This is a genomic window from Paenarthrobacter sp. FR1 (genome assembly GCF_051106045.1).
Lineage (GTDB): Bacteria > Actinomycetota > Actinomycetes > Actinomycetales > Micrococcaceae > Arthrobacter > Arthrobacter nitroguajacolicus_A.
This window is the reverse complement of the sequence record NZ_JBPFSF010000014.1, coordinates 108,333-127,168: the sequence shown is the minus strand read 5'-3', so window position 1 is coordinate 127,168 and position 18,836 is coordinate 108,333. Positions and strand designations below refer to the sequence as shown.

Annotated in this window: 19 protein-coding genes and 1 tRNA gene; 14 read left to right on the top strand and 6 right to left on the bottom strand. The window is 61.8% G+C overall.

Annotated features, from left to right (window positions below; translation table 11 throughout):
* The 5 genes from ACR30Z_RS21155 to ACR30Z_RS21135 all read left to right on the top strand — a co-directional run.
* On the top strand, nucleotides 1-1,965 hold a 1,965-nt coding region (locus ACR30Z_RS21155; protein ID WP_434374504.1), incomplete at its 5' end, for an RHS repeat-associated core domain-containing protein.
* A complete protein-coding gene (locus tag ACR30Z_RS21150; protein ID WP_434374503.1) occupies nucleotides 1,966-2,346 on the top strand; it encodes a hypothetical protein in 381 nt (126 codons plus the stop codon).
* A gap of 657 nt (nucleotides 2,347-3,003) precedes the next feature.
* Nucleotides 3,004-3,564: a DUF805 domain-containing protein gene (locus ACR30Z_RS21145; RefSeq protein ID WP_434374502.1), complete on the top strand. Its 561-nt coding sequence runs from the start codon at nucleotides 3,004-3,006 to the stop codon at nucleotides 3,562-3,564.
* Nucleotides 3,565-3,701: 137 nt separating this feature from the next.
* Nucleotides 3,702-4,241, top strand: coding sequence for an alpha/beta hydrolase (locus ACR30Z_RS21140; RefSeq protein ID WP_434374507.1), 540 nt, complete (start codon nucleotides 3,702-3,704; stop codon nucleotides 4,239-4,241).
* Between the two features lie 91 nt (nucleotides 4,242-4,332).
* Nucleotides 4,333-4,803 (top strand): hypothetical protein, encoded by a 471-nt coding sequence (locus ACR30Z_RS21135; protein WP_434374501.1) that lies wholly within the window; start codon nucleotides 4,333-4,335, stop codon nucleotides 4,801-4,803.
* A 127-nt stretch (nucleotides 4,804-4,930) separates the two neighbouring features.
* Here ACR30Z_RS21135 and ACR30Z_RS21130 read toward each other — a convergent pair whose 3' ends face one another.
* The 3 genes from ACR30Z_RS21130 to ACR30Z_RS21120 form a co-directional block, all read right to left on the bottom strand.
* On the bottom strand, nucleotides 4,931-5,503 hold the full coding sequence (locus ACR30Z_RS21130; protein ID WP_144651617.1) for a hypothetical protein: 573 nt from the start codon (nucleotides 5,501-5,503) through the stop codon (nucleotides 4,931-4,933).
* Nucleotides 5,503-7,566, bottom strand: coding sequence for an alpha/beta hydrolase (locus ACR30Z_RS21125; RefSeq protein ID WP_434374500.1), 2,064 nt, complete (start codon nucleotides 7,564-7,566; stop codon nucleotides 5,503-5,505). The genes ACR30Z_RS21130 and ACR30Z_RS21125 overlap by 1 nt, the downstream gene beginning before the upstream one ends.
* Before the next feature lie 284 nt (nucleotides 7,567-7,850).
* Nucleotides 7,851-7,940: transfer RNA gene (locus ACR30Z_RS21120), tRNA-Ser, on the bottom strand.
* 137 nt (nucleotides 7,941-8,077) lie between these two features.
* Between ACR30Z_RS21120 and ACR30Z_RS21115 the strand changes: the two genes are divergently transcribed.
* From ACR30Z_RS21115 to ACR30Z_RS21100, 4 genes are read left to right on the top strand one after another with little or no spacing between them, the layout of a single operon-like run.
* The gene (locus ACR30Z_RS21115) at nucleotides 8,078-9,079 is read left to right on the top strand and encodes a dehydrogenase (RefSeq protein WP_434374499.1); all 1,002 of its coding nucleotides are present in this window, start codon (nucleotides 8,078-8,080) and stop codon (nucleotides 9,077-9,079) included.
* 3 nt (nucleotides 9,080-9,082) lie between these two features.
* Nucleotides 9,083-9,481, top strand: coding sequence for a 6-pyruvoyl trahydropterin synthase family protein (locus ACR30Z_RS21110; protein WP_144651623.1), 399 nt, complete (start codon nucleotides 9,083-9,085; stop codon nucleotides 9,479-9,481).
* Nucleotides 9,482-10,474, top strand: a complete 993-nt coding sequence (locus ACR30Z_RS21105; RefSeq protein ID WP_208760013.1) for a glycosyltransferase family 4 protein — start codon at nucleotides 9,482-9,484, stop codon at nucleotides 10,472-10,474.
* A gap of 22 nt (nucleotides 10,475-10,496) precedes the next feature.
* On the top strand, nucleotides 10,497-11,711 hold the full coding sequence (locus ACR30Z_RS21100; RefSeq protein ID WP_434374498.1) for a DNA glycosylase AlkZ-like family protein: 1,215 nt from the start codon (nucleotides 10,497-10,499) through the stop codon (nucleotides 11,709-11,711).
* A 7-nt stretch (nucleotides 11,712-11,718) separates the two neighbouring features.
* Here the strand turns inward: ACR30Z_RS21100 and ACR30Z_RS21095 are convergent, their stop codons facing one another.
* Nucleotides 11,719-12,099 carry a VOC family protein gene (locus ACR30Z_RS21095; RefSeq protein WP_144651627.1) on the bottom strand — a complete coding sequence of 127 codons (381 nt, stop codon included), beginning with the start codon at nucleotides 12,097-12,099 and terminating at the stop codon, nucleotides 11,719-11,721.
* 24 nt (nucleotides 12,100-12,123) lie between these two features.
* Nucleotides 12,124-12,681, bottom strand: a complete 558-nt coding sequence (locus ACR30Z_RS21090) for a nucleoside deaminase (RefSeq protein ID WP_144651629.1) — start codon at nucleotides 12,679-12,681, stop codon at nucleotides 12,124-12,126.
* A 22-nt stretch (nucleotides 12,682-12,703) separates the two neighbouring features.
* On the opposite strand from ACR30Z_RS21090, the gene upp reads away from it, so the two are divergent.
* The 5 genes from upp (at nucleotide 12,704) to ACR30Z_RS21065 (ending at nucleotide 17,753) form a co-directional block, all read left to right on the top strand.
* Nucleotides 12,704-13,339: a uracil phosphoribosyltransferase gene (gene upp, locus ACR30Z_RS21085; protein WP_018777973.1), complete on the top strand. Its 636-nt coding sequence runs from the start codon at nucleotides 12,704-12,706 to the stop codon at nucleotides 13,337-13,339.
* Between the two features lie 276 nt (nucleotides 13,340-13,615).
* Nucleotides 13,616-14,053, top strand: coding sequence for a hypothetical protein (locus ACR30Z_RS21080; RefSeq protein WP_434374497.1), 438 nt, complete (start codon nucleotides 13,616-13,618; stop codon nucleotides 14,051-14,053).
* A 1,144-nt stretch (nucleotides 14,054-15,197) separates the two neighbouring features.
* A complete protein-coding gene (locus tag ACR30Z_RS21075) occupies nucleotides 15,198-15,575 on the top strand; it encodes a VOC family protein (protein WP_144651632.1) in 378 nt (125 codons plus the stop codon).
* A 45-nt stretch (nucleotides 15,576-15,620) separates the two neighbouring features.
* Entirely contained in the window at nucleotides 15,621-16,310 is a 690-nt protein-coding gene (locus ACR30Z_RS21070) for an HAD-IA family hydrolase (RefSeq protein ID WP_434374496.1), read from the top strand.
* Nucleotides 16,311-16,361: 51 nt separating this feature from the next.
* A complete protein-coding gene (locus ACR30Z_RS21065; protein ID WP_434374495.1) occupies nucleotides 16,362-17,753 on the top strand; it encodes a pyridoxal phosphate-dependent decarboxylase family protein in 1,392 nt (463 codons plus the stop codon).
* 19 nt (nucleotides 17,754-17,772) lie between these two features.
* Here ACR30Z_RS21065 and ACR30Z_RS21060 read toward each other — a convergent pair whose 3' ends face one another.
* Entirely contained in the window at nucleotides 17,773-18,735 is a 963-nt protein-coding gene (locus ACR30Z_RS21060; RefSeq protein WP_144651638.1) for a dolichyl-phosphate beta-glucosyltransferase, read from the bottom strand.
* Nucleotides 18,736-18,836 lie beyond the last annotated feature (101 nt).

Sequence of the window (18,836 nt, the reverse complement as noted above, 5' to 3'; positions counted from 1 at the left end):
GCGACCGCGGGCCAGTACACCCAGGAATGGGTGTACCGGGGAGGGAACCTTGCAGAGCACACCCGCACCCACACCGATACCCCGGATGCCACGGAGGTGACCCTGATCGGTCGTGAGGACGGCGGACGGATCACCGGTCTGGCCCGGAACGGGGCCACGACCCGGTACGCGTACGACACCGCCGGGCAACTGACCTCCGCCACCACCACCACAGAAACAGGAACCACCCCCAAGGTAGTGGGGTGGGAGTACGACGCCGGTGGCCGGCTGCTCCGCGAAACCACCCCGCACGGGGCACGCACCTACACGTACGACGCCGCAGGCCAACTCCATACTGTCACCGACCCTGACGGTTCGGTCACCGAGTACGTGTATGACGGGCTGGGGCGGCGGGTCCGGGTGATCGACCCGGGCGGGTCCTGGACCGAATACGCCTGGGGACCCACCGGCTACCTCACCGGCACCATCGAAAAGGATCGGGACGGGGCCGAGGTATCCCGGCACCGGCTCCACGTCGACGCGATCGGGGAACTCGCCACCGTGGACGGGGCGACGTTGTGGTGGGACACCGCCGCACCCGTGCCGATCTTGGCCGGTGCCAACACCACCCAGGTGGTCTCCTTGCCCGGCGGTCTCACCGGCATCGGCGACGCGTGGACCGCGCCCGGGTGGCGTGCCGCCCGCCCGACCGACCAGCACGACCCCTGGGCGGTCCTCGGCATTCCCACCACCCCTCACCCCACCCCCGGAACCACCACAACAAACGGTGCCGGGCTGGCCGGTGCCGGTGCCGGTGCCGGTGCTGGTGCGGGTTTGGGTGCCGGTGGTGTGTTGCCAGCCGGGATCACCCTGACCGCAGGTGGCGGGATCGACATCGCCGGACTCGAATGGCTCGGCGCCAGGGCCTACGACCCGGCCACCCGGGGCTTCCTTTCCACCGACCCCCTCGCCCCCGTCCTGGGCGCGGGCTGGGACGGAAACCCCTACTCCTACGCCGGAAACAACCCCCTCAACACCACCGACCCCACCGGCCTGCGGCCCCTGACCGACGCTGACCTGAAAGCCTACGACGGCTCCTCCCGCGGCGCCCTCGCCGCGGCAGGAGACTGGCTCGGAGACAACTGGGAATACGTCGTCGGTGGTGCTGCTGTGGTGGGCGGGGCCGTGTTGATGTTCGTCCCCGGCGGCCAACTCGCGGGCATGGGATTGATGAGCTTCGGCGCCGACGTCGTCATCCAAAAAGCAACCACCGGCCAGGTCAATTGGGGGCAAGCCATTGGCAGCGGTGTTATGGGTGTGGTCGGCGGTGGCGCGGGAATGATCGTTGCTAAGTCTGCTTCACTGGTTGTTGGAAGAGTGGTGGCGGGCCAGGCTGCGCGGAGTATGGCTTCAAATGTCGCGACTTCGACGATAACTCGTGCGACTGGCAATGCCTCCGTCATTGCACGGAGGTTCGGCGCAAATTTGTTGAAAGACATGGTCGGCAGTGGTGCATCAGGAGGCGCAGCCGGGAGCGTAGATTATGTCCGTGAACGCTTTCAGAACGGTGGCCCCTGGACAGCCCAAGGACTGTTGGGTAGCGCAGTTGGAGGCGCCGCCACGGGTGTCATCAGCGGGGCACTGAGCCCCGCGGCTGGACACGCTGCTAACAAGGGCCTCCAGTTTGGTTCGACATTGGGCATCAATATCGGGGCTGGATTCGCGGGAGAAGTCGTGAAGAGTGGTGTGAATGGTGAAGCCTTCGACCCGATTAAGTCCGGGGTGTCGTCCGTCATGGCGGGCACAGGGACCTCCACCTTGTCCGCAATTCGTGGCAAAATTCCACAGGGCTACGGGGATCTTATCGGACCCAGCACACCTTCCCCGGCGGGATACTTTACCAAGAGCACCGTGATGACCGAGACTGCTAATGGACTAATAGGAAGCGGTGCAAATTTTTACACCGATGAAATGTGGACGAAATAAATGATGAATGAAAGCGAAAAAAAGGTAATCCCCAGCACACGAGCCGCTCCGGAATGGTATTACTGGTCCGGGGTCGTTATACCGGGAATTCTCATGTTGGTTCTGTGCGTAAATAGGACTGAAGAGTTTGGAATATCCGTATGGATTGCCAACACTATTGTCCTTATTGCCAGCGCCATTGGCATTGGATGTGTAACGTATTGGAAATCCAACTTCGCCGCCACACTGTCGTTTGGTGCCACCATCATCTTGGGCAGCTTAGCCTTCGCGGCTCTTTCCAGCGTTATCCCGGTGATTGGCTTGACGGGCGGTGCGCTGTGGACGGGCTGCCCTCTCGGTCTATTGGTTGGACTGACACTGACTGCCGGAGAAGAGCGTTAGCGTTTAGCTGGTGACTGTGGTTTGTGTTCAGTGCCAGAAGAAAGCATTTGATTGGAAAAAAAGATAAGTAGCTACTTGGATGTCATTTGTCTATTTGGCATCTTGGTGAGTCTTGGTATTACCACATTCGTTTTCATGAGTACTCCGTTAAGTGCCGAGATAACTTATCACGGCGGGTCGATTCCTGCACTTTTACTTCTACTACTGTCCGCAGTGGGTATACTCCTGTTTTGGATTTCTGAACGGATATTGGGGACGCATCGTTCTCGTGGCGAGGCGCGTGCGCTGGCTCGTATTTCGGGCCCAGCTACCATTCTGGTGTGTATTTCCTTCCAGGTGTTTCTAGCCGTGATAGTGCTGGATGAAAGTGGATATTTTAGGTGAGTAGAACACTGCCGAGCATCAGTCTTCGAGGGTCGGGAGGCTTGCCCTGACGAATGACGGGATGTTGCGATAGCTCGGGTCAAGACGTGTCTAACTGAGGACGCGGGCGGTTCTGGAAATGCGTGGGGTTTCCAATTCTGACCAGTGGTCTATTCGTTCTGCTCATTCGTATTATCTTCTCCGGATGAGATTATTGCGGCGCAGAACATTTGCGTCTGGAAGATACTTGTTTGTTGGTTTCTGTAAACAATTTCTGGAAGGACATGAAGACAGATGGATATGAAGGTTGTTGATCCTGCAGGCGGAGGCGTTGCGGAGATTACAGGTTCGGGCGTGCTGGATGGTCCTCTATATGGAGCGTCGTTTGGTAAGTCGGTGAAGCGGTTCTTTGCCAAGTATGCGAAGTTCGCGGGTCGCGCCTCGCGGAGTGAGTTCTGGTGGAGTCAGCTTTTCGTTTTCCTGGTGATGGTGGTCCCGTACCTCGTGACAACGGTCGGGCTCGTGGCCAGTATTGCCTGGGCTCAGCAGAACCCTAATGTGCAGTCCATGGGTTTCGATCCGGCCACCGGGCAAGAAGTGTTCTATGAGGCCCCTCCTGGGGTTGTGAACGCCCCGACTGGCAGTCTGATGGTAGTTGGATTCATTCTCGTCGTTGTTCTAGGGCTGGCCCTGTTAGTGCCTCAGCTGTCGTTGCTGTGGCGCCGACTGCATGATGCAAATCTGGCAGGTCCGCTCGCACTCGTTGGGCTTGTTCCACTCGTTGGCGGTCTGATTGTTTTCGTCCTGGCGTTGATGCCGACAAAGGCGGAAGGTCGGCGCTTCGACCCTCGCTGACGGGCGGGCATCAGAGGGGGGAGTGTTGATCGTGCTGGAAGTGGGGCTGCTCCTCTTGTTGCCCGCCCCGTGGCAGGGCCTCGCTCTGGTAAGCGTCCCTGTGTCGGCCATCGGTGACGTGATGGGCCGGGAGATCGCTGTCTGCAGTCCGCGGTGAGGGCGCGCCGCAACTCAATATTGTGGCTCACTCGTACGGGAGTACCACTGCCGCGGTGGCCCTGACGCGGCCGGGTTTCGAGGTGGATAACTTTGTCACGCTCGGCTCGGCAGGGCTGCCCGATAATGTCCATACCGCCGCTGACCTTAACGCAGGACACGTATACCCCGGTCATGCGCGCGACAAGATACCCGGCGAAACCGAAAGCGGGGACCAGTGGGCCTGGACTGGCCGGGAAGGGAGCCGTGACCACCACGTGAACCCGATCGAACCTGAGTTTAATTCCCACGCTTTCGGCCCTGATACCGGCTGCGACGCCGGGCGGGCCGTGACCGACCACAACGGTCTCATGCCTGATGGCGGCGAACAGGCCGGCTACTTTGACGAGCGTACAGAGTTTCTAAAAAACGTTGCCTGGGCAATCGGGGGAGAAACCGAGAAGATCACCCCGTATGTCCCGTTAGGGCCGACTGATCTGCAAAAGGGCCTACTGGAAGGAATGTCGAATGCCAGCGGCTAAGACGCATATAAGGATTCTCACGGCCGCGACGGCTTTGCTCTTGATGGGAATGACAATAACCGCATGCGCTGAGAAGGAACCAAGCACGACAATGTCAGACAAGGCGACGCCGGAAAAGACCATCAGTGCCAGAGAAGGACGGGACCGGGCGGTCGAACTCGTCATCAACACCACCAAGCAGCTCGAAGTCACCGGTTGGTGGCCCCGCAACGGTGTCGCGGGGGCGCAGGAGTGCTCCCTAGGGTCGGGCGAGGAGGGCGCCAGCTATGGTTACGACCGCTGGGCACCCCAAGGAACTAACCATGTTGAAGACGCCAAACGCGTAGCCGAGTATTGGAAATCCCTGGGCATGACCGTACGCACCGTGAACCCAACGACACACCCGACCGTCTTCGCAGAGGGCGGTCCCGTACTTCGGGCTGAGTTCGATACTGATGCATCCGACAAGTCCTACAGCGTTGGTGCCACTGCCCCCTGCTCGCCGGGAGACGCTTGGGAGCTCAACGTTGAGGATCAGGCCGAGCGGATCAGGGCAAAGTACTCCCCGGGGACGAAGGCCTAGTCGTTCGGAAAGACCCGCCACAATAACTTCACGAGTCAACCGCCTCGAACTCTGGCTGCCTTGCCTAAGGATCTCTCGTTCGGCGAGGCACACAGTCCCATGGTCCGCGCACCGGCAAACGGCGGGACTATCCCTTGCCCTGCGGATCAGGAACGCAACGGCTATTGCCAGCGACGGTAGTGCCGAGATCGCCGGTATAAACCTGGAGAACCAGTCCATCGGGCCCGAAGCCGTTGGTTATGATGAGCTTGTTCGTGGCCGTTGATTGATCAAAGACCTTCACATCGTACCCGCGGGACTTGTAAAATTCCTCGACTTTTTGCCTGAGCACCTCGCGGTCCGTGACGCTAAGGGGGCCTCTGGTCCTGGATCCGCCGAATTCTTTGCCGCTTCCGGTTCCCTGGAAGTTGCAGTAGCCACCTGCCGGAACATCCTTATTGGTCCAATCGCCCGGTGCCATCGCTTGGATCTCGTCGAGGAGTCCGAATAATTCGCTACTGGCTGCTTCTGGCGTCATCGTTGTTCCTGCTCCGCTGCTGGGAAGATTGCTCGTTGAAGTCGATTCTGAGGGTGAGGGGTTTGCCGTTTCACCATTGCTCTGTGGTGTGGAGAAGCATCCGGATACGAGCAGAAGGACCATGACGGCGGTGAAAACAGTTGCCGTTAGTCTTTGTCGGTTCAGCAATTGTGTCTCCTTCATTAGTGAGGCACCACAGGCTTGCCCGAGTTGGTCAGTCTATCTGTTAGGCCGAGCGAGACATTCGCTTGATTAAGGCTGGACTCGGTGCCTACGGAAGCGTATCCAAGTTTGCCTTCTGCCTGGAGCCAGCCGTGGTTTTCGGTTGGTAATGCTGACGCTTGGCCTTCGGTTGTTCCGGTTCCGTCTGCTCCAAGCTGTGTCGCTCCGTACCCGGGTATGGGCACCGTGAACGATGGTCCACCTGGAGGAGCCTGAAACGTCTGGGTGTGGAAGCCCTGAATACGTTGCCTGCTCGCATTTCCAATTTCGGAGATATTGTCCACGGTGAATTTGGTTTGGTACACGTCGGCGCCCGGGTTCAAATGGAAGTCCTGCACGCCTGCTACACCCTTCAGTACGCCGATATCAGCATTGAGGTTGACGCTGTCTACGGCCACACCTTCAACGGCCGCGGCCTGGGCCGTCAGCGTTCCGTAAGACAGAGCTGAAATGTTGTTGCTGGCTGTGTTTCCCAAACTGTTCTGAACGGCCGCGAGAGTGTTGATGTCCTTGCTCAGGAACGACCCGCCTGTCCGGGCATTGCCATCGTCGAAGACACCAGCCGCCGGGGCCGGTTCGAAAGCTAGCCATCCCACCACTGCCAACCGCGGAGGGTTTCCTGCCGTGGTCGAACTCAGCTCGGCAATGCGGTATTGCTCTCCGTATTGGCCATCGGCGGCCCGGACTAGATCCGGCATGCTCGTTGCCACCTTCGTGTCGACTCCCGGGACTTGGTAAGTGGTGACTTTGGCTGCGTCGAGATCTCCCACACTGATGGCAGCGCCGGGCTGATCCAGATTGAGGCTGATCAGTTGCTTCTCAATTCCACTGCGGCCGGGCTCCATCGCACTCTTGACTCCTCTGAGGCGGTCGAGGTAACCCGGCGTATTCAGCCATGCGGGTGGAGTCGGGCGAGTTCCCTTGGCTGTCTCGCGCACGTAGACGTCGAATTCTTTCAGCATCTGCGTCAGTACCAGTTGGTTGGCCTGATTTCTTGCAGTGTAGGAAACCCCTTGAAGATTTCCGATGATCGCCGGGAACGTATTGATGAGGAGTTGCTGGGTTTCGCCGACGGTAACTTTGCCGGTGCCGGCATCTACTGTGTGGCCGAGGCTGGTCCACCATGCTGCGGTCACGGCAGGGTTGTATTCCTGGTTCTGCAGGAGTCCCTGGAGCCGTGCTTTGTTTGTAGGTACGGCGAGCCAGGTTGTCAGTTGCGCGGCGTTCAGGCCCGCGATGTCGTTCAAGCCGACTTGGTTTGGTGCTGCGTACTGGATGAAAAGCGCGTTGAGCATGCTGTCGGCTACGGCGCCGGCCCCTGCTGTTTCGAATGCGGTGGCGACCTGCTCTATCCAATCGGCATCTGCTGCGTTCTCGGCGAGGAGCCGCTCAAAACCAGCAAGAAAAGACTCAGCCTCGATGTTCACCCAGGAGCACGATGCTGTGAATGCGCTCCAGGCGGTTTTGACGCTGCTGAAGTGTGAGTTCAGGGTGTTCGTGGCGGTCCGGGACACTGACGCGAAGCCGCGCAGTTTGCCTGGGTCAGCTGAGGTGGTTCCGGTTCCCGGCCCGCCGGCGAACCGGGGCCGATTCCGCGGAGAAAACACCGCTGAAACAGCCGGTGCCGGGACCGGTGTGCTCTCGGGCATCGGGTCAAGGATCATGGTGGCGACTGTCGCGGATGCTTCCACAATGTCACCGGAGAGCAATTGCTGTTTGCGGATATTGTCGCGTTGCTGCCAGGCGTCCATGTTCTTTTGCCGGGCTTTCTCTTGCTGGGCCCTGTGCTTGGCCTCGCCGACGTCCTCGGCCAGAACCGCGAGGACACCTGAGAGCTTGCCGCGATCATCGGACCTGATGCCGCAGGCGTCCTCGAACAAGCGCGCGTAGCCGCCCTTGAAGTCCTGCACTGCCTGCTCCACGGCCCCGTACAGGAAGCTGCCTTCGGCCCGAAGAACCTGCTCAGCCGCGTCAGCAGCGCTGATCAGCGCGTCGGCTGCGCCGTCGTCAAAAGCAATCCCCACGCCTGCCCCCAAACCAGAACAATAAATCCAACGATTAGCATAACCGCTTTTGCGCGGTTGGGGGGCGACCGAATGTCTTGGTCATGTCTCCTACGATTTTCCGCCCAAGCGCAGACCGCTGGGCCCTTCTGAGTCGTTTTTCAGAGACGAACCCAACTCTGAAGCCTGATGACGTGAAGGGCCGCAAAATTCTGTTACCGCTGCGTTTACCGCTGGACAGGACCCGGGACATGAAGAAAGGCCCTGCCTCCCTTTGTTTACAAAGGAAGCAGGGCCTTTCTCATTGGCGGTGACGGTGGGATTTGAACCCACGTTGGCTTTTACACCAAACAACATTTCGAGTGTTGCACCTTCGGCCGCTCGGACACGTCACCAACTGAAATAGGGTACCGGAGTTGGGGCCTGTTCCCCAAAACGGGCCGGCGCCGGGCGCCCGAAGCGTGTTGCCGAACGCCCCGTTAACACAGCCAACTTCCGTCCGCGGCGCCCCAACGATAGATTCGTAAGCACCATGACTATTCCGCGCGCGCAAGAACACCAAGCCCAGGCCTACTGGGTCACCGAGACCGGCAACGGCGAGCTGCGCCGCGAAACCATCGAAGCTCCCGGCCCCGGAGAAGCCCTCGTCAGGACCCTGTACTCAGGCGTCAGCCGGGGCACGGAGCGAGTGGTCCACGAAGGCCGTGTCCCGGAACGCGTGGCTGACCTGATGCAGGCCCCGCACCAGGAAGGTGACTTCCCTGGCCCGGTGAAGTACGGCTACTTAAGTGTGGGCACGGTAGAGCAAGGCCCGGAAGAGTGGCTAGGCAAAACAGTCTTCAGCCTGCACCCCCATCAGGACTTCTACATCGTTCCCACGAGCCAGCTCACGGCAATCCCCGAGGATGTCCCTGCCCGTCGCGCGGTGCTCACGGGCATCGTGGAAGTCGCCATCAATGCCCTCTGGGAAGCCGGACCGAGGCTGGGTGACCGTGTCGCCGTCGTCGGTGGTGGCTTGGTGGGCGGCGTTTTGGCGACGCTCCTGCGGAAGTATCCGCTCGGTCGCCTGCAACTGGTGGATGCGGACCCGGAGAAGCGCAACCTCGCCGAAATGCTCAGCATCGAATTCGCCGAGCCTGAAGACGCGAAAAGCGACAACGACATCGTCTTCCATTGCTCCGCGTCCAACGACGGACTCAAGCTGAGCCTGCAACTGGCCGGCGACGATTCGGACGTCATCGAGCTCTCTTGGTTCGCGGACAAGGAAGTCACGCTCCCACTCGGCGAGGACTTCCACGCCCGCCGGCTGAACATCCGCTCCAGCCAGGTGGGCGCCGTTGCCCTTCCAAGAAGGCACCGTCGAACCAACGCCCAGCGCCTGCAGGAAGCCGCGAACCAGCTCAAAGACCCGCTGTTCGACACTTTCCTGACCAGCGAATGCCAGTTCCAGAACCTGCCCACCACGCTCATCAAGTTGTTCGAACAGCCCGGCGGCTTCTGCCACGTGGTCGCATACCCAAACTCGGAGGATTAATACATGTTCAGCCTGACCGTCCGACGCCACTTCATGATCGCCCACAGCCTTCCCCGTGAGGCGTTCGGCCCAGCCCAGGGTCTCCACGGGGCCACGTTCGTTGCCGAAGTCAGCTTCCGTCGGCCGGATCTCAACGACGACGCAATCGTCCTGGACATCGGCGCAGCAGGCGGCATTCTCGAAGAAATCCTTGAAGACCTGAACTACAAGAACCTAGACGAACACCCCGCGTTCAAGGGCAAACTTTCCACCACCGAGGCACTCGCAAAGCACATCGCAGACGCCATGGCCACCCGGATCCAGGACACCGAAGACGGGCCCGCGCTCGCTGGCATCGATGTCGTCCTCCGCGAGAACCCCGACGCCTGGGCCGGCTACTCGCTGGAGCTTCCGGCCAAGTAAGTGCACATCCGCTTCCTGGTTCCGGGGAACGTCAGGCACGGCTCCGGCGGCAACAAATACAACGCCAAACTCGCCGAGCACCTGACGGCCCTCGGCGCCACCGTTGAGACGGTAACGGTCGACGGCGACTGGCCGGTTGGCAGCCCGGCGGACCGGCAGCGGTTCGCGCAAGCGCTCGACGGCGGCACCACCGTGATTGCCGACGGCCTGGTAGCGAGTGGGGCTCCGGAGGAGATCGCCGGCGCGGTGAAGGCCGGAACCAAGGTCTGGATCCTCTCGCACATGGCATTGGCGGAGCACGGTGACCTTGAGTCGAAGGCGTTGGCGGCCGCGACCGGGATTATCTGCCCGAGCGTCCACTCCGCCGCTGAATTGCAGGCTAAACACGGCTCCCTGGACATAGCGGTGGCCACCCCCGGCGCCGAACCAGCAGACCTCAGCGCGGGTTCACAGCCCAAGCACATCGTTGCTGTCGCGGCGTTGCTGCCCAACAAGGACCAAGCACACTTGGTAGAGGCCCTGAGCCAGATAAAGGACCTGCCCTGGACCGCAGCGCTCATCGGTTCGGAGGAAGCTGACCCGGCGTACGCGGCCGAGGTGAGGGCCGCCGTCGAACATCACGCGCTGCAAAACCGCATCCGTGTCACCGGCGAGCTGACCGGCACCTCACTCGAAGAGCAGTGGCACCAAGCCGACCTCAGCGTCCTGCTTTCGCACTCCGAGTCCTTTGGGATGGTGGTGACCGAATCGTTGGCACATGGCGTCCCGGTCCTTGTCCGGCAAGGGACAGGTGCAGTGGAGGCGCTGGGCGGTACCGGGGCGGGCGCGGTGTGGGATATCCGGGAAGCTCTCGCGGACACCCTCCGGAGCTGGCTGACGGACGTCGAAATCCAAGGGTCCTGGCATGAAAACGCCATCCGGGCCCGCGACAACCTTTCGGGCTGGGACAACACTGCTGCGATTGTTTTGAAAGCCGTGACAGCTTCGCCCTAATAACCGGGTGCAGAATGGGGCCATGACCAGCATAGCGCCTGCCGCAGACACCCTGACCCCTGAACGGCTCCGGGCCTGGGCCTGGCACAAGCAGGGCCTGGACGGTTCGCTCCAAGGCAAAACCTCAGAGGAAGTCTTGGACCACGCCGGTTGGGCCCGATCCGTAGGCGGCGCCAACCCGTACCTGACGCTGTTCGCCAGGGCAGGAACCAGTCGCGAACAAGCTGACAAGGACGTCAGGGCGCTCAGAATCCACGAACTCCCGACCGCCCGCGGATGCACGTATGTCCTGGGCCAAAGTGACTACCCGTGGGCTCTCCAGATCGGCCGCGACGCCGCGATTGCCCCGTTCAAGGTGCTGGCACGGCTCGGCGTGGAACGTGGTGAGATCACCCTCCTGGAGGGCGAAGTGGAACACGCCCTCAAAGAGTCCAGTGAGCCAATGGACCCCAAACAACTCAGGGACGTGCTGGGCGATTCGGTCCGCAGCCTGGGTGAGGAAGGCAAGAAGAAGGGCGCCTCCACCACGCTGCCCACCGCCCTGGGGCTACTGCAGGCGGAAGGCCGCATCCGTCGCGTCCCGGTCAACGGCCGCCTGGACCAACAGCGCTACGCCTACACGAATTGGGGCCTGCCGCCCAGCGATATGGACGACGACGGCGCCCGCCGCCTGCTGCTGGAACGGTACTTGCGCTGGACCGGGGGAGCGACGTTCAAGCAGACCCAGTGGTTCACTGCCTTTACGGTGGCCCAGAGCAAGGCAGCGCTCGCCTCCATTGGTGCCATGGAGGTGACCACAGCCAGTGGAGATGTGCTCTGGATGCTGCCTTCCGACGTCGAGCGTTTGGCGGACTTCGAAGAGCCGGGTGACGAACAAATCCAGCTGTTGGCAGGCACAGACTCATTGGTCCTCCACAGGCGCAATTCGGGGGACATGTTCGCTGATGGGGACAAGGGAAAGAAGGTCCTGGACACCACGCTGGCACTTCAGGCCGACCTGCCGGACCACCCCATCCTGGATCGTGGGCGGATCATCGGACTATGGCAATACGATCCCGGTCAGGAACGGATCGCGGCGTGGACTTTTGACGCTCCCACTGCGGCTGTGAGCCAACGGATCGCCGAGGTGGAGGCCTGGATCCGCGATGAACTCGGCGATTTCCGTTCGTTCAGCCTGGACTCCCCGGCATCACGTCAGGTGCGGATCGACGCGTTGGACGCGGCGGCAGGGCGGTAGGGCACGATCAGCCCGAACCGTACGGCCGGGTGATCGCCTCCAGGAAATGTCCGTCGGGGTCCGTGAAATAGATGCCGCGGCCGCCGTCGTTGTGGTTGATCTGTTGCCCGCGGGAACGTGCAGGGTCGGCCCAGTAGGGCACGTGTTCTGCGGTGATCCTGAGGAAGATCTGGTCGAACTCTTCTTCACTGACCAGGAAGGCGTAGTGCTGCGGTGTGATGTCCCCGTCCGCGCCCAGGAAATCCAGTGTCACGCCGTTCTCGAAGGACACCGTGACGAAGGACCACATGGGCTTCGGTGCCGGGAGACCGAAGATCCGGGCAAGGAACTCTGCGGATCGCTGCTTGTCCGTGGCGTAGACGATGGTGTGATTGAACGAAACTGTCATGGCTTGCTCCCGTGAAGGAAGGGATCAGGATGGGCGGTGCTCTACAGCGTGTTCCGCCGGAGCGTGTCCTGCCGGAGCGCGATGTGAGGCGAAGAAGTCCTTGAGGAGCGCTGAACACTCGTCTTCCCGGACCCCGGCGTAGACCTCTACCCAGTGATTGAGGCGGCGCTCGCGGAGGATATCGAACACGGATCCTGCTGCTCCTGCTTTCTCGTCCCACGCGCCGAAAACGACGCGGGGAATACGGGCCAGGACAATGGCCCCGGCACACATGGCGCACGGCTCCAGGGTGACCACCAGGGTGCAGTCCTCGAGCCGCCAACCGTCGCCGCCTTCGCCCAATTCAAGCGCGTGCCGTTGCAGCGCGGCGGCCGCCTGGCGGATCGCCACCACCTCGGCATGGGCGGTCGGGTCACCGTGCGCCTCCCGTTCGTTGCGTCCGGAACCCAGCACGACGCCGTCGGGCCCCAGCACCACGGCGCCGATCGGGACGTCGTCGGTTTTCAACGCCAACCGGGCTTCGTCCAGGGCAAGGCCCATCCAGGCCAGGTGTTCTGCGTGATACGGCTCGGTGGCGCTCATGTCTCAATGATAGTTTTGGGGGATGCGCACACTCGTCGTGGACCACCCGCTGGTCGCTCACAAGCTCACCGTTCTGCGGGACAAGAACACCCCCTCACCGGTCTTCCGGCAACTCACTGAAGAACTGGTCACCTTGCTGGCTTATGAAGCCACCCGCGAGGTCAAGGTCCAGCCAGTAGAGATCGAGACCCCCGTCACCAAGACCATCGGCACGGCTTTCACGAAGCCCACGCCGCTGGTGGTCCCCATCCTGCGCGCAGGGCTGGGCATGCTGGAGGGCATGACCAAGCTGGTTCCCACGGCCGAGGTCGGCTTCCTGGGCATGGCCCGCGACGAAGAGACGCTGGACATCATCACCTACGCCGAGCGCCTCCCCGAGGACCTCACAGGCAGGCAGATCTTTGTCCTGGATCCCATGCTCGCCACCGGCGGCACCCTGCGCGAGGCCATCAAATTCCTCTTCAAGCGCGGCGCCTCCGACGTAACCTGCATCTGCCTCCTCGCAGCCCCCGAAGGCCTGTCCAAGCTGGAAGAAGAGCTGTCTGACGCCAACGTGAAGATCGTCCTGGCCTCGATCGACGAGAAACTCAACGAAAAGTCCTACATCGTGCCCGGCCTGGGCGACGCCGGCGACCGCCTCTACGGCGTGGCTGGTTAAGGCATTCACGGTCCGGTTTCTCGTTCTCAAGCCTTGGTGCGCTTATCGCAACTGCGGTAGGCTCACATGCCGCCTTGCCGGAAGGTTGCTTGCTTGCCGCTTCACGCGGTGCAGTGACGTGAAGTGCCGGCAGTACCCGTCGTCATTCGGATTCCTTGACTCATGTCTGCTCATAACGGACTAAGTCTTCCCCGTTGTGGTTCCCGTCACGATTCGTGCCCTTGGCTCACTTCCCTAGTGGGCGGACCCTCCGCTCCGCATTGTGATGGGGGACGAATGAGATTGAAACAATTCGCTGCGCTCGCTTGTGCTTCGGCCATCGCCATTTCCCTTGTGGTGCCAGCGGCTGCGCAAGCCAGTGAGCATGATGAATCCGGTAAGGAAACTGCTGAGACGGCGGCCGCCGTCATTCAGGAGGCAGTGGTCTCCGCGGGCCAAGACTCGGCTGTGGCCGTGCAACCCGACATAGAGTCGTCCGATTCGGTAACAACCAATGTCAAGGAATCGACCGTAGAAGTTTCAAAGGATGGGGGCGATGCCACTGCATTGCTGGACGGAGGCTCGGACGGATTACAACTCTCATTGGAACTGCCGACGAGCGGTCAGGCTGATGATGCGGCGGTGGCCGGGGATGGTACACCGTCTTTGCGGACCCAACCAGACAGACTGATGTTGGAATTCAAACGCTTGAAGATGGTGCCGTTCGGGCTTTGACGGTCATAAATGGCCCGCAAGCGCCCACACGGTACGACTACAAAATCGATGCCGATGAGGGGGTTGTCCTTGAGCTGGCTGACGGCGGTGCTATTTCAATCAAGGGTCTTGACGGGTCGGAACAGGGAATGATCCTTCCCGCTTGGGCAGTTGATGCGAATGGCACCGCTGTGAGTACCCACTATGAGGTGTCCGGGAATATTGTGACCCAAGTCGTGGAACATAACACGCCAGGTCTCGCATACCCGGTGGTCGCCGACCCGAAGGTCTACTACGCATGGTGGCAGTTGTTTACTTGGTCAGAATGGCGTTGGAACAGCTACTACGGCATGAATCAGCTTTCCATGGAACTCTCGGGTTGGGGAAGGTACGACGCGATCTTCAACGCCGGGCAATTCTTGAGCTGCGGGTGGTCTCTCCTGCAGTCAAAGCATTCATGGTGGATGTTTACACCCTCGATGCGGCAGCAGTGGGAATGCCACGTCCTCGGGGGCTTGGCAGAATGGGGAACCTTCGACTTAGAGTACGAGCGTTACTCAAATCCAAATTGGCGCAGTCGGATTGGAATGTGGCCCGTGTCCCAGACCTGTAACTGGTAGCCAGAGAGGACTCGACGATGCCGAGACATGCCGTGCGTAAGTGGGTCCTGCTGGGAGCTGCCTTGGTTCCGTGGGCACTCGGATCCTTCGCCGTTTATGTTACGTCCGCGCAGTATTCCGGTCTCGGCATCTTCGAGTCTTATCGGGCATTTGAGGCCGGCTCCAACCTAGGCAACATCTTGTGGTTCCTCTTGTGGACAGGGGTCTCTGCTGCGGTTTGTTGGTTTCTGGTACGAAAACCGGGCGCCATCGGAGCGATCCAACCAGTGTCTCGCGCACTGTATTGTTACGGCACCCCGGCCGCCCAGTTGGTTTTTCCAGACGCAGCCATGGGATTCGCCATTTCGCACGTCCGTGCGTTCACTGACGACACTGCCTTGCATTCGCCTTTGGTCGAGTTTCTTGTTATCAGCGGCATAGGGGCCCTGGCTTGCGCTTCCCTCATGTCCCTCGTATTCAGGAAAGGGAGACCGCAGAGGACGGCTTAGGCTATCGAAGTCAAACACCCCTACCGGTTTCCCGACGACCCCGTTAGCCTGTGGCGCATGGACTGGAAACTTGAACTGGTATTTGTCCCTGTGTCCGACGTCGACCGCGCGAAGGACTTCTACGTCAACAAGGTCGGTTTCAACGCCGATTTCGATGAGCGTCCCATGGACGGCATCCGCTTTGTGCAGTTGACCCCTCCGGGTTCGGCGTGTTCCATCGCCATTGGCGAGGGGCTCAGTGATGCCCCTCCGGGAACGGCGCCCAGCCTGCAAGTGGTGGTGGCAGACATCAACAAGGCGCACGAGCAACTCAAGGCCAACGGCGTGGACGTCAGCGATGTCGATGTCCAGGACTGGGGTCATTTCGTCTATTTCGCGGACCCCGACGGCAACAAATGGGCCTTGCAGTACCTCCCGCAGCGGCCCAACGGCTAAGTAACAGTGGGCCCCTTCCCCGTACGCGTGCGGCAGGATGGAACCATGAGCCATCCTGCCGAGCACGCCGCACCAGCCCAATCAACTGTGGTGACGGTGCGCGCCGTCCTCTTCGACATGGACGGCACACTGGTTGATTCCACGGCCATCGTGGAGCAGGTGTGGTCGGAGTTCGCCAGCCGCTACGGCCTGGACATTGAGGAGATTCTCCGGACCTCCCACGGCGTCCGATCCGGCGATACGGTGCGCCGTTACGCTCCGGCGGGTGCCGACGTCGTGGCTTTGACTGCTGAGCTGGACGCCATGGAGCGCACGCGGACAGACGGCGTGATTGCGCTGCCCGGCGCCGCAGCCTTGCTGCAAGCGCTACCGGACGAAGCCATCGCCCTGGTCACCTCAGCCGACCATGTCCTCGCCGGTATCCGTATGCAGGCGGCCGGGCTTTCCATGCCCACTACGGCCGTCACTTCCGAAGCCGTGACCCTCGGCAAGCCGCACCCGGAGGGGTACCTCAAAGCGGCCGCAATGCTGGGAGTCGACCCGGCCGACGTCGTTGTCTTCGAAGACGCGCCCGCCGGCATCGCCGCGGCGCGCGCCGCCGGAATGCGGACCGTGGTGGTCGGTGACGCCGGCGACCTTGAAGATGGCATGTGGCGGATCCCGGACTACTCCGCGGTGACGGTCACCGCTGTGAAGAATGACGACGGCGGCCACCTCCTCACGCTGACGCTGTAGCCGTTCCTGCGCGGACTGTTCCAAGCCGGAAACCCGGCGTAGGCTGTGCGCATGTCTGCGATGCCGGAGGCGTACAGTGCCGCATTGGAGCGGGCCATGGCCCACGCGACGGACTGGCTGGCGTCGGTTCCCGACCGTCCTGTCCGTCCCGCGGTCGACGCTGATCAGGTGGCCGCGAGCTTGGCATCGATCCTCCCGGACGGGCCAACTGAAGCAGCCGACGTGGTGGACGAACTCGCCACCCTGGCCGAACCGGGCTTGATGGCCATCCAGTCAGGACGGTTCTATGGGTGGGTTATGGGTGGAACCCTGCCCGCTGCCATGGCCGCCGACTGGCTGGTCTCGGCATGGGACCAGAACACCGGACTCCGCTTCGCCACTCCCGCCGCTGCTGCCATCGAAGAATCCGCCGCCGCCTGGCTTCTTGACCTGCTGCACCTTCCCGCAACCTCCGACGTCGGCTTCACCACCGGTGCCACCACCGCGAACTTCGTGGGACTGGCCGCTGGTCGCCAATACCTCATGGACCAGGCTGGCTGGGACCTTCAGTCGCTGGGCCTGTCAGGTGCTCCCCGCATCACAACGTTTGCCGGACGGGAACGGCACGCAGCCGTTGACTTGGCCCTCCGGTACCTGGGGCTGGGCGCCTGCGTACCCGTTGATGCAGACGACCAAGGCCGGATCCTGCCTGATGCCCTGGCTGCTGCCATGGATGAGCAACCCGGGCCATCATTGGTCTGCCTGCAAGCGGGCAACCTGCATTCCGGCGCGTTCGATCCCATGGAGGAAGCTGTCGCTGTGGCCCATGACCGCGGTGGCTGGGTGCACGTGGACGGCGCTTTTGGTTTGTGGGCGGCCGTCAGCCCAACGTTGCGGGAACGGATCGCTGGAGTGGAGGGCGCCGATTCCTGGGCCACCGACGCCCACAAAACACTCAATGTTCCCTACGACTGCGGCTTGGCCATCGTTGCCAGTCCGGAGGCCCTCCGGCGGGCTTTCAGCGTCCACACGAGCTACTTCATCGCCACGGATGCCGGGCCGGGGGACCCGTTCGAGAAAGTTCCTGAGCTGTCCCGGCGCGCCCGCGGTATTCCCGTGTGGGCGGCGCTGCGCCAACTTGGCCGTCACGGTGTGATCGCCATGGTGGACCGTCTCGCAGCAAATGCCCGAGCTCTGGCTGAGGGCCTTGCCGCGATCCCGGGCGTGGAGGTCCTTAACGACGTCGTCTTCACTCAGGTCTCCGTCAGCTTCGGCAGCGACGACCGAACGCACAGGGTCACCCAGAGGTTGATGGCCGAGGGTGCCGTGTGGATGTCCGGATCGTCGTGGCGTGGCCGGGAGATCCTGCGGATCTCAGTGAGCAATTGGTCCACTGACGCCGGGGACGTGGCAGCCTCCATCGCGGCCGTGCGGCATGCGTTTGAGGCGGAACCTGAAGCGTAGCCTCAGCTTCCTGGCGGAATCAGCGGTTCACCAGCAGGAACAGCCCCGCATACGCGGCCACCACCGTGCAGATGCTAAGCGGCCACGCACTGAAGCCGCCAGTCCGTGCGGTGCGAGGAACCCGGCCCATCTCCGCGCGAAGCTCATTGATGGGACTGCGGCGCAGGTTGCGCTTCAATCGCGCCATGCCGCGCAGGTCGGCCAGTGCGGTTCGTACGACGTCGACACTTGAGTCGGGGTCGTCTGTCCAGTCGACGGGAACTTCATGGATGCGCAAACCGCAACGTTCGGCGATCACCAGCAGTTCGGTGTCGAAGAACCAGGCATCGTCCCTGGTGCAGGGAAGGAGGCGGTGGGCCACGTCTGCTCGGATGGCCTTGAAACCGCACTGGGCGTCGGAGAAGCGCGCCCCCATGACCGTCCGCAGCAACGAGTTGTAGCTGCGCGAAATGAACTCGCGCTGGGGGCTTCGGGTGACGCAGGCGCTCGGTGCCAGCCGTGTGCCGATGGCGAGGTCCGAGTGGCCGGAGATCAGCGGTGCCACGAGGGGAGCCAAGGCCGAGAGGTCAGTGGACAGATCCGCTTCCATGTAGGCAAGCACGGGCGACGGCGACGACTGCCACACGCGGCGCAAGGCGTTCCCACGGCCCCGCTCCTGAAAACGGACCACTAACAGTTCAGGGAGTTCGCGTGCCAGGCGTTCGGCGATCCTCAGCGTGCTGTCGGTGCTGGCATTGTCCGCCACGGTGATTCGGAATGTGTGGGGAAAGGAGTCCGTCAGGTGCCCGTGCAGTTGGCGAAGGCTGTGTTCCAGGCGGGCTTCTTCGTTGTAGACGGGGAGGGTGACGTCCAGGACCGGAACCATGACATTGGTGTCAACGGGACGGCGCTGTGGTTGCTGGAGCGCCGCTGGCCCGCCACGCAAGCGAGCGGAATGAGTCCGCCGTGGCAGAGCGCTGGTGGCTGGATCTGTGAGCGTCATGTTTCCAGAATGCGGCCACCGATTATGAGGGCTTTAGGCGGAAGCTGTGGCACTACTGTGAGCCCCGGCGAGCACCTGTGAAAACGAAAGAAGCCGCCCCG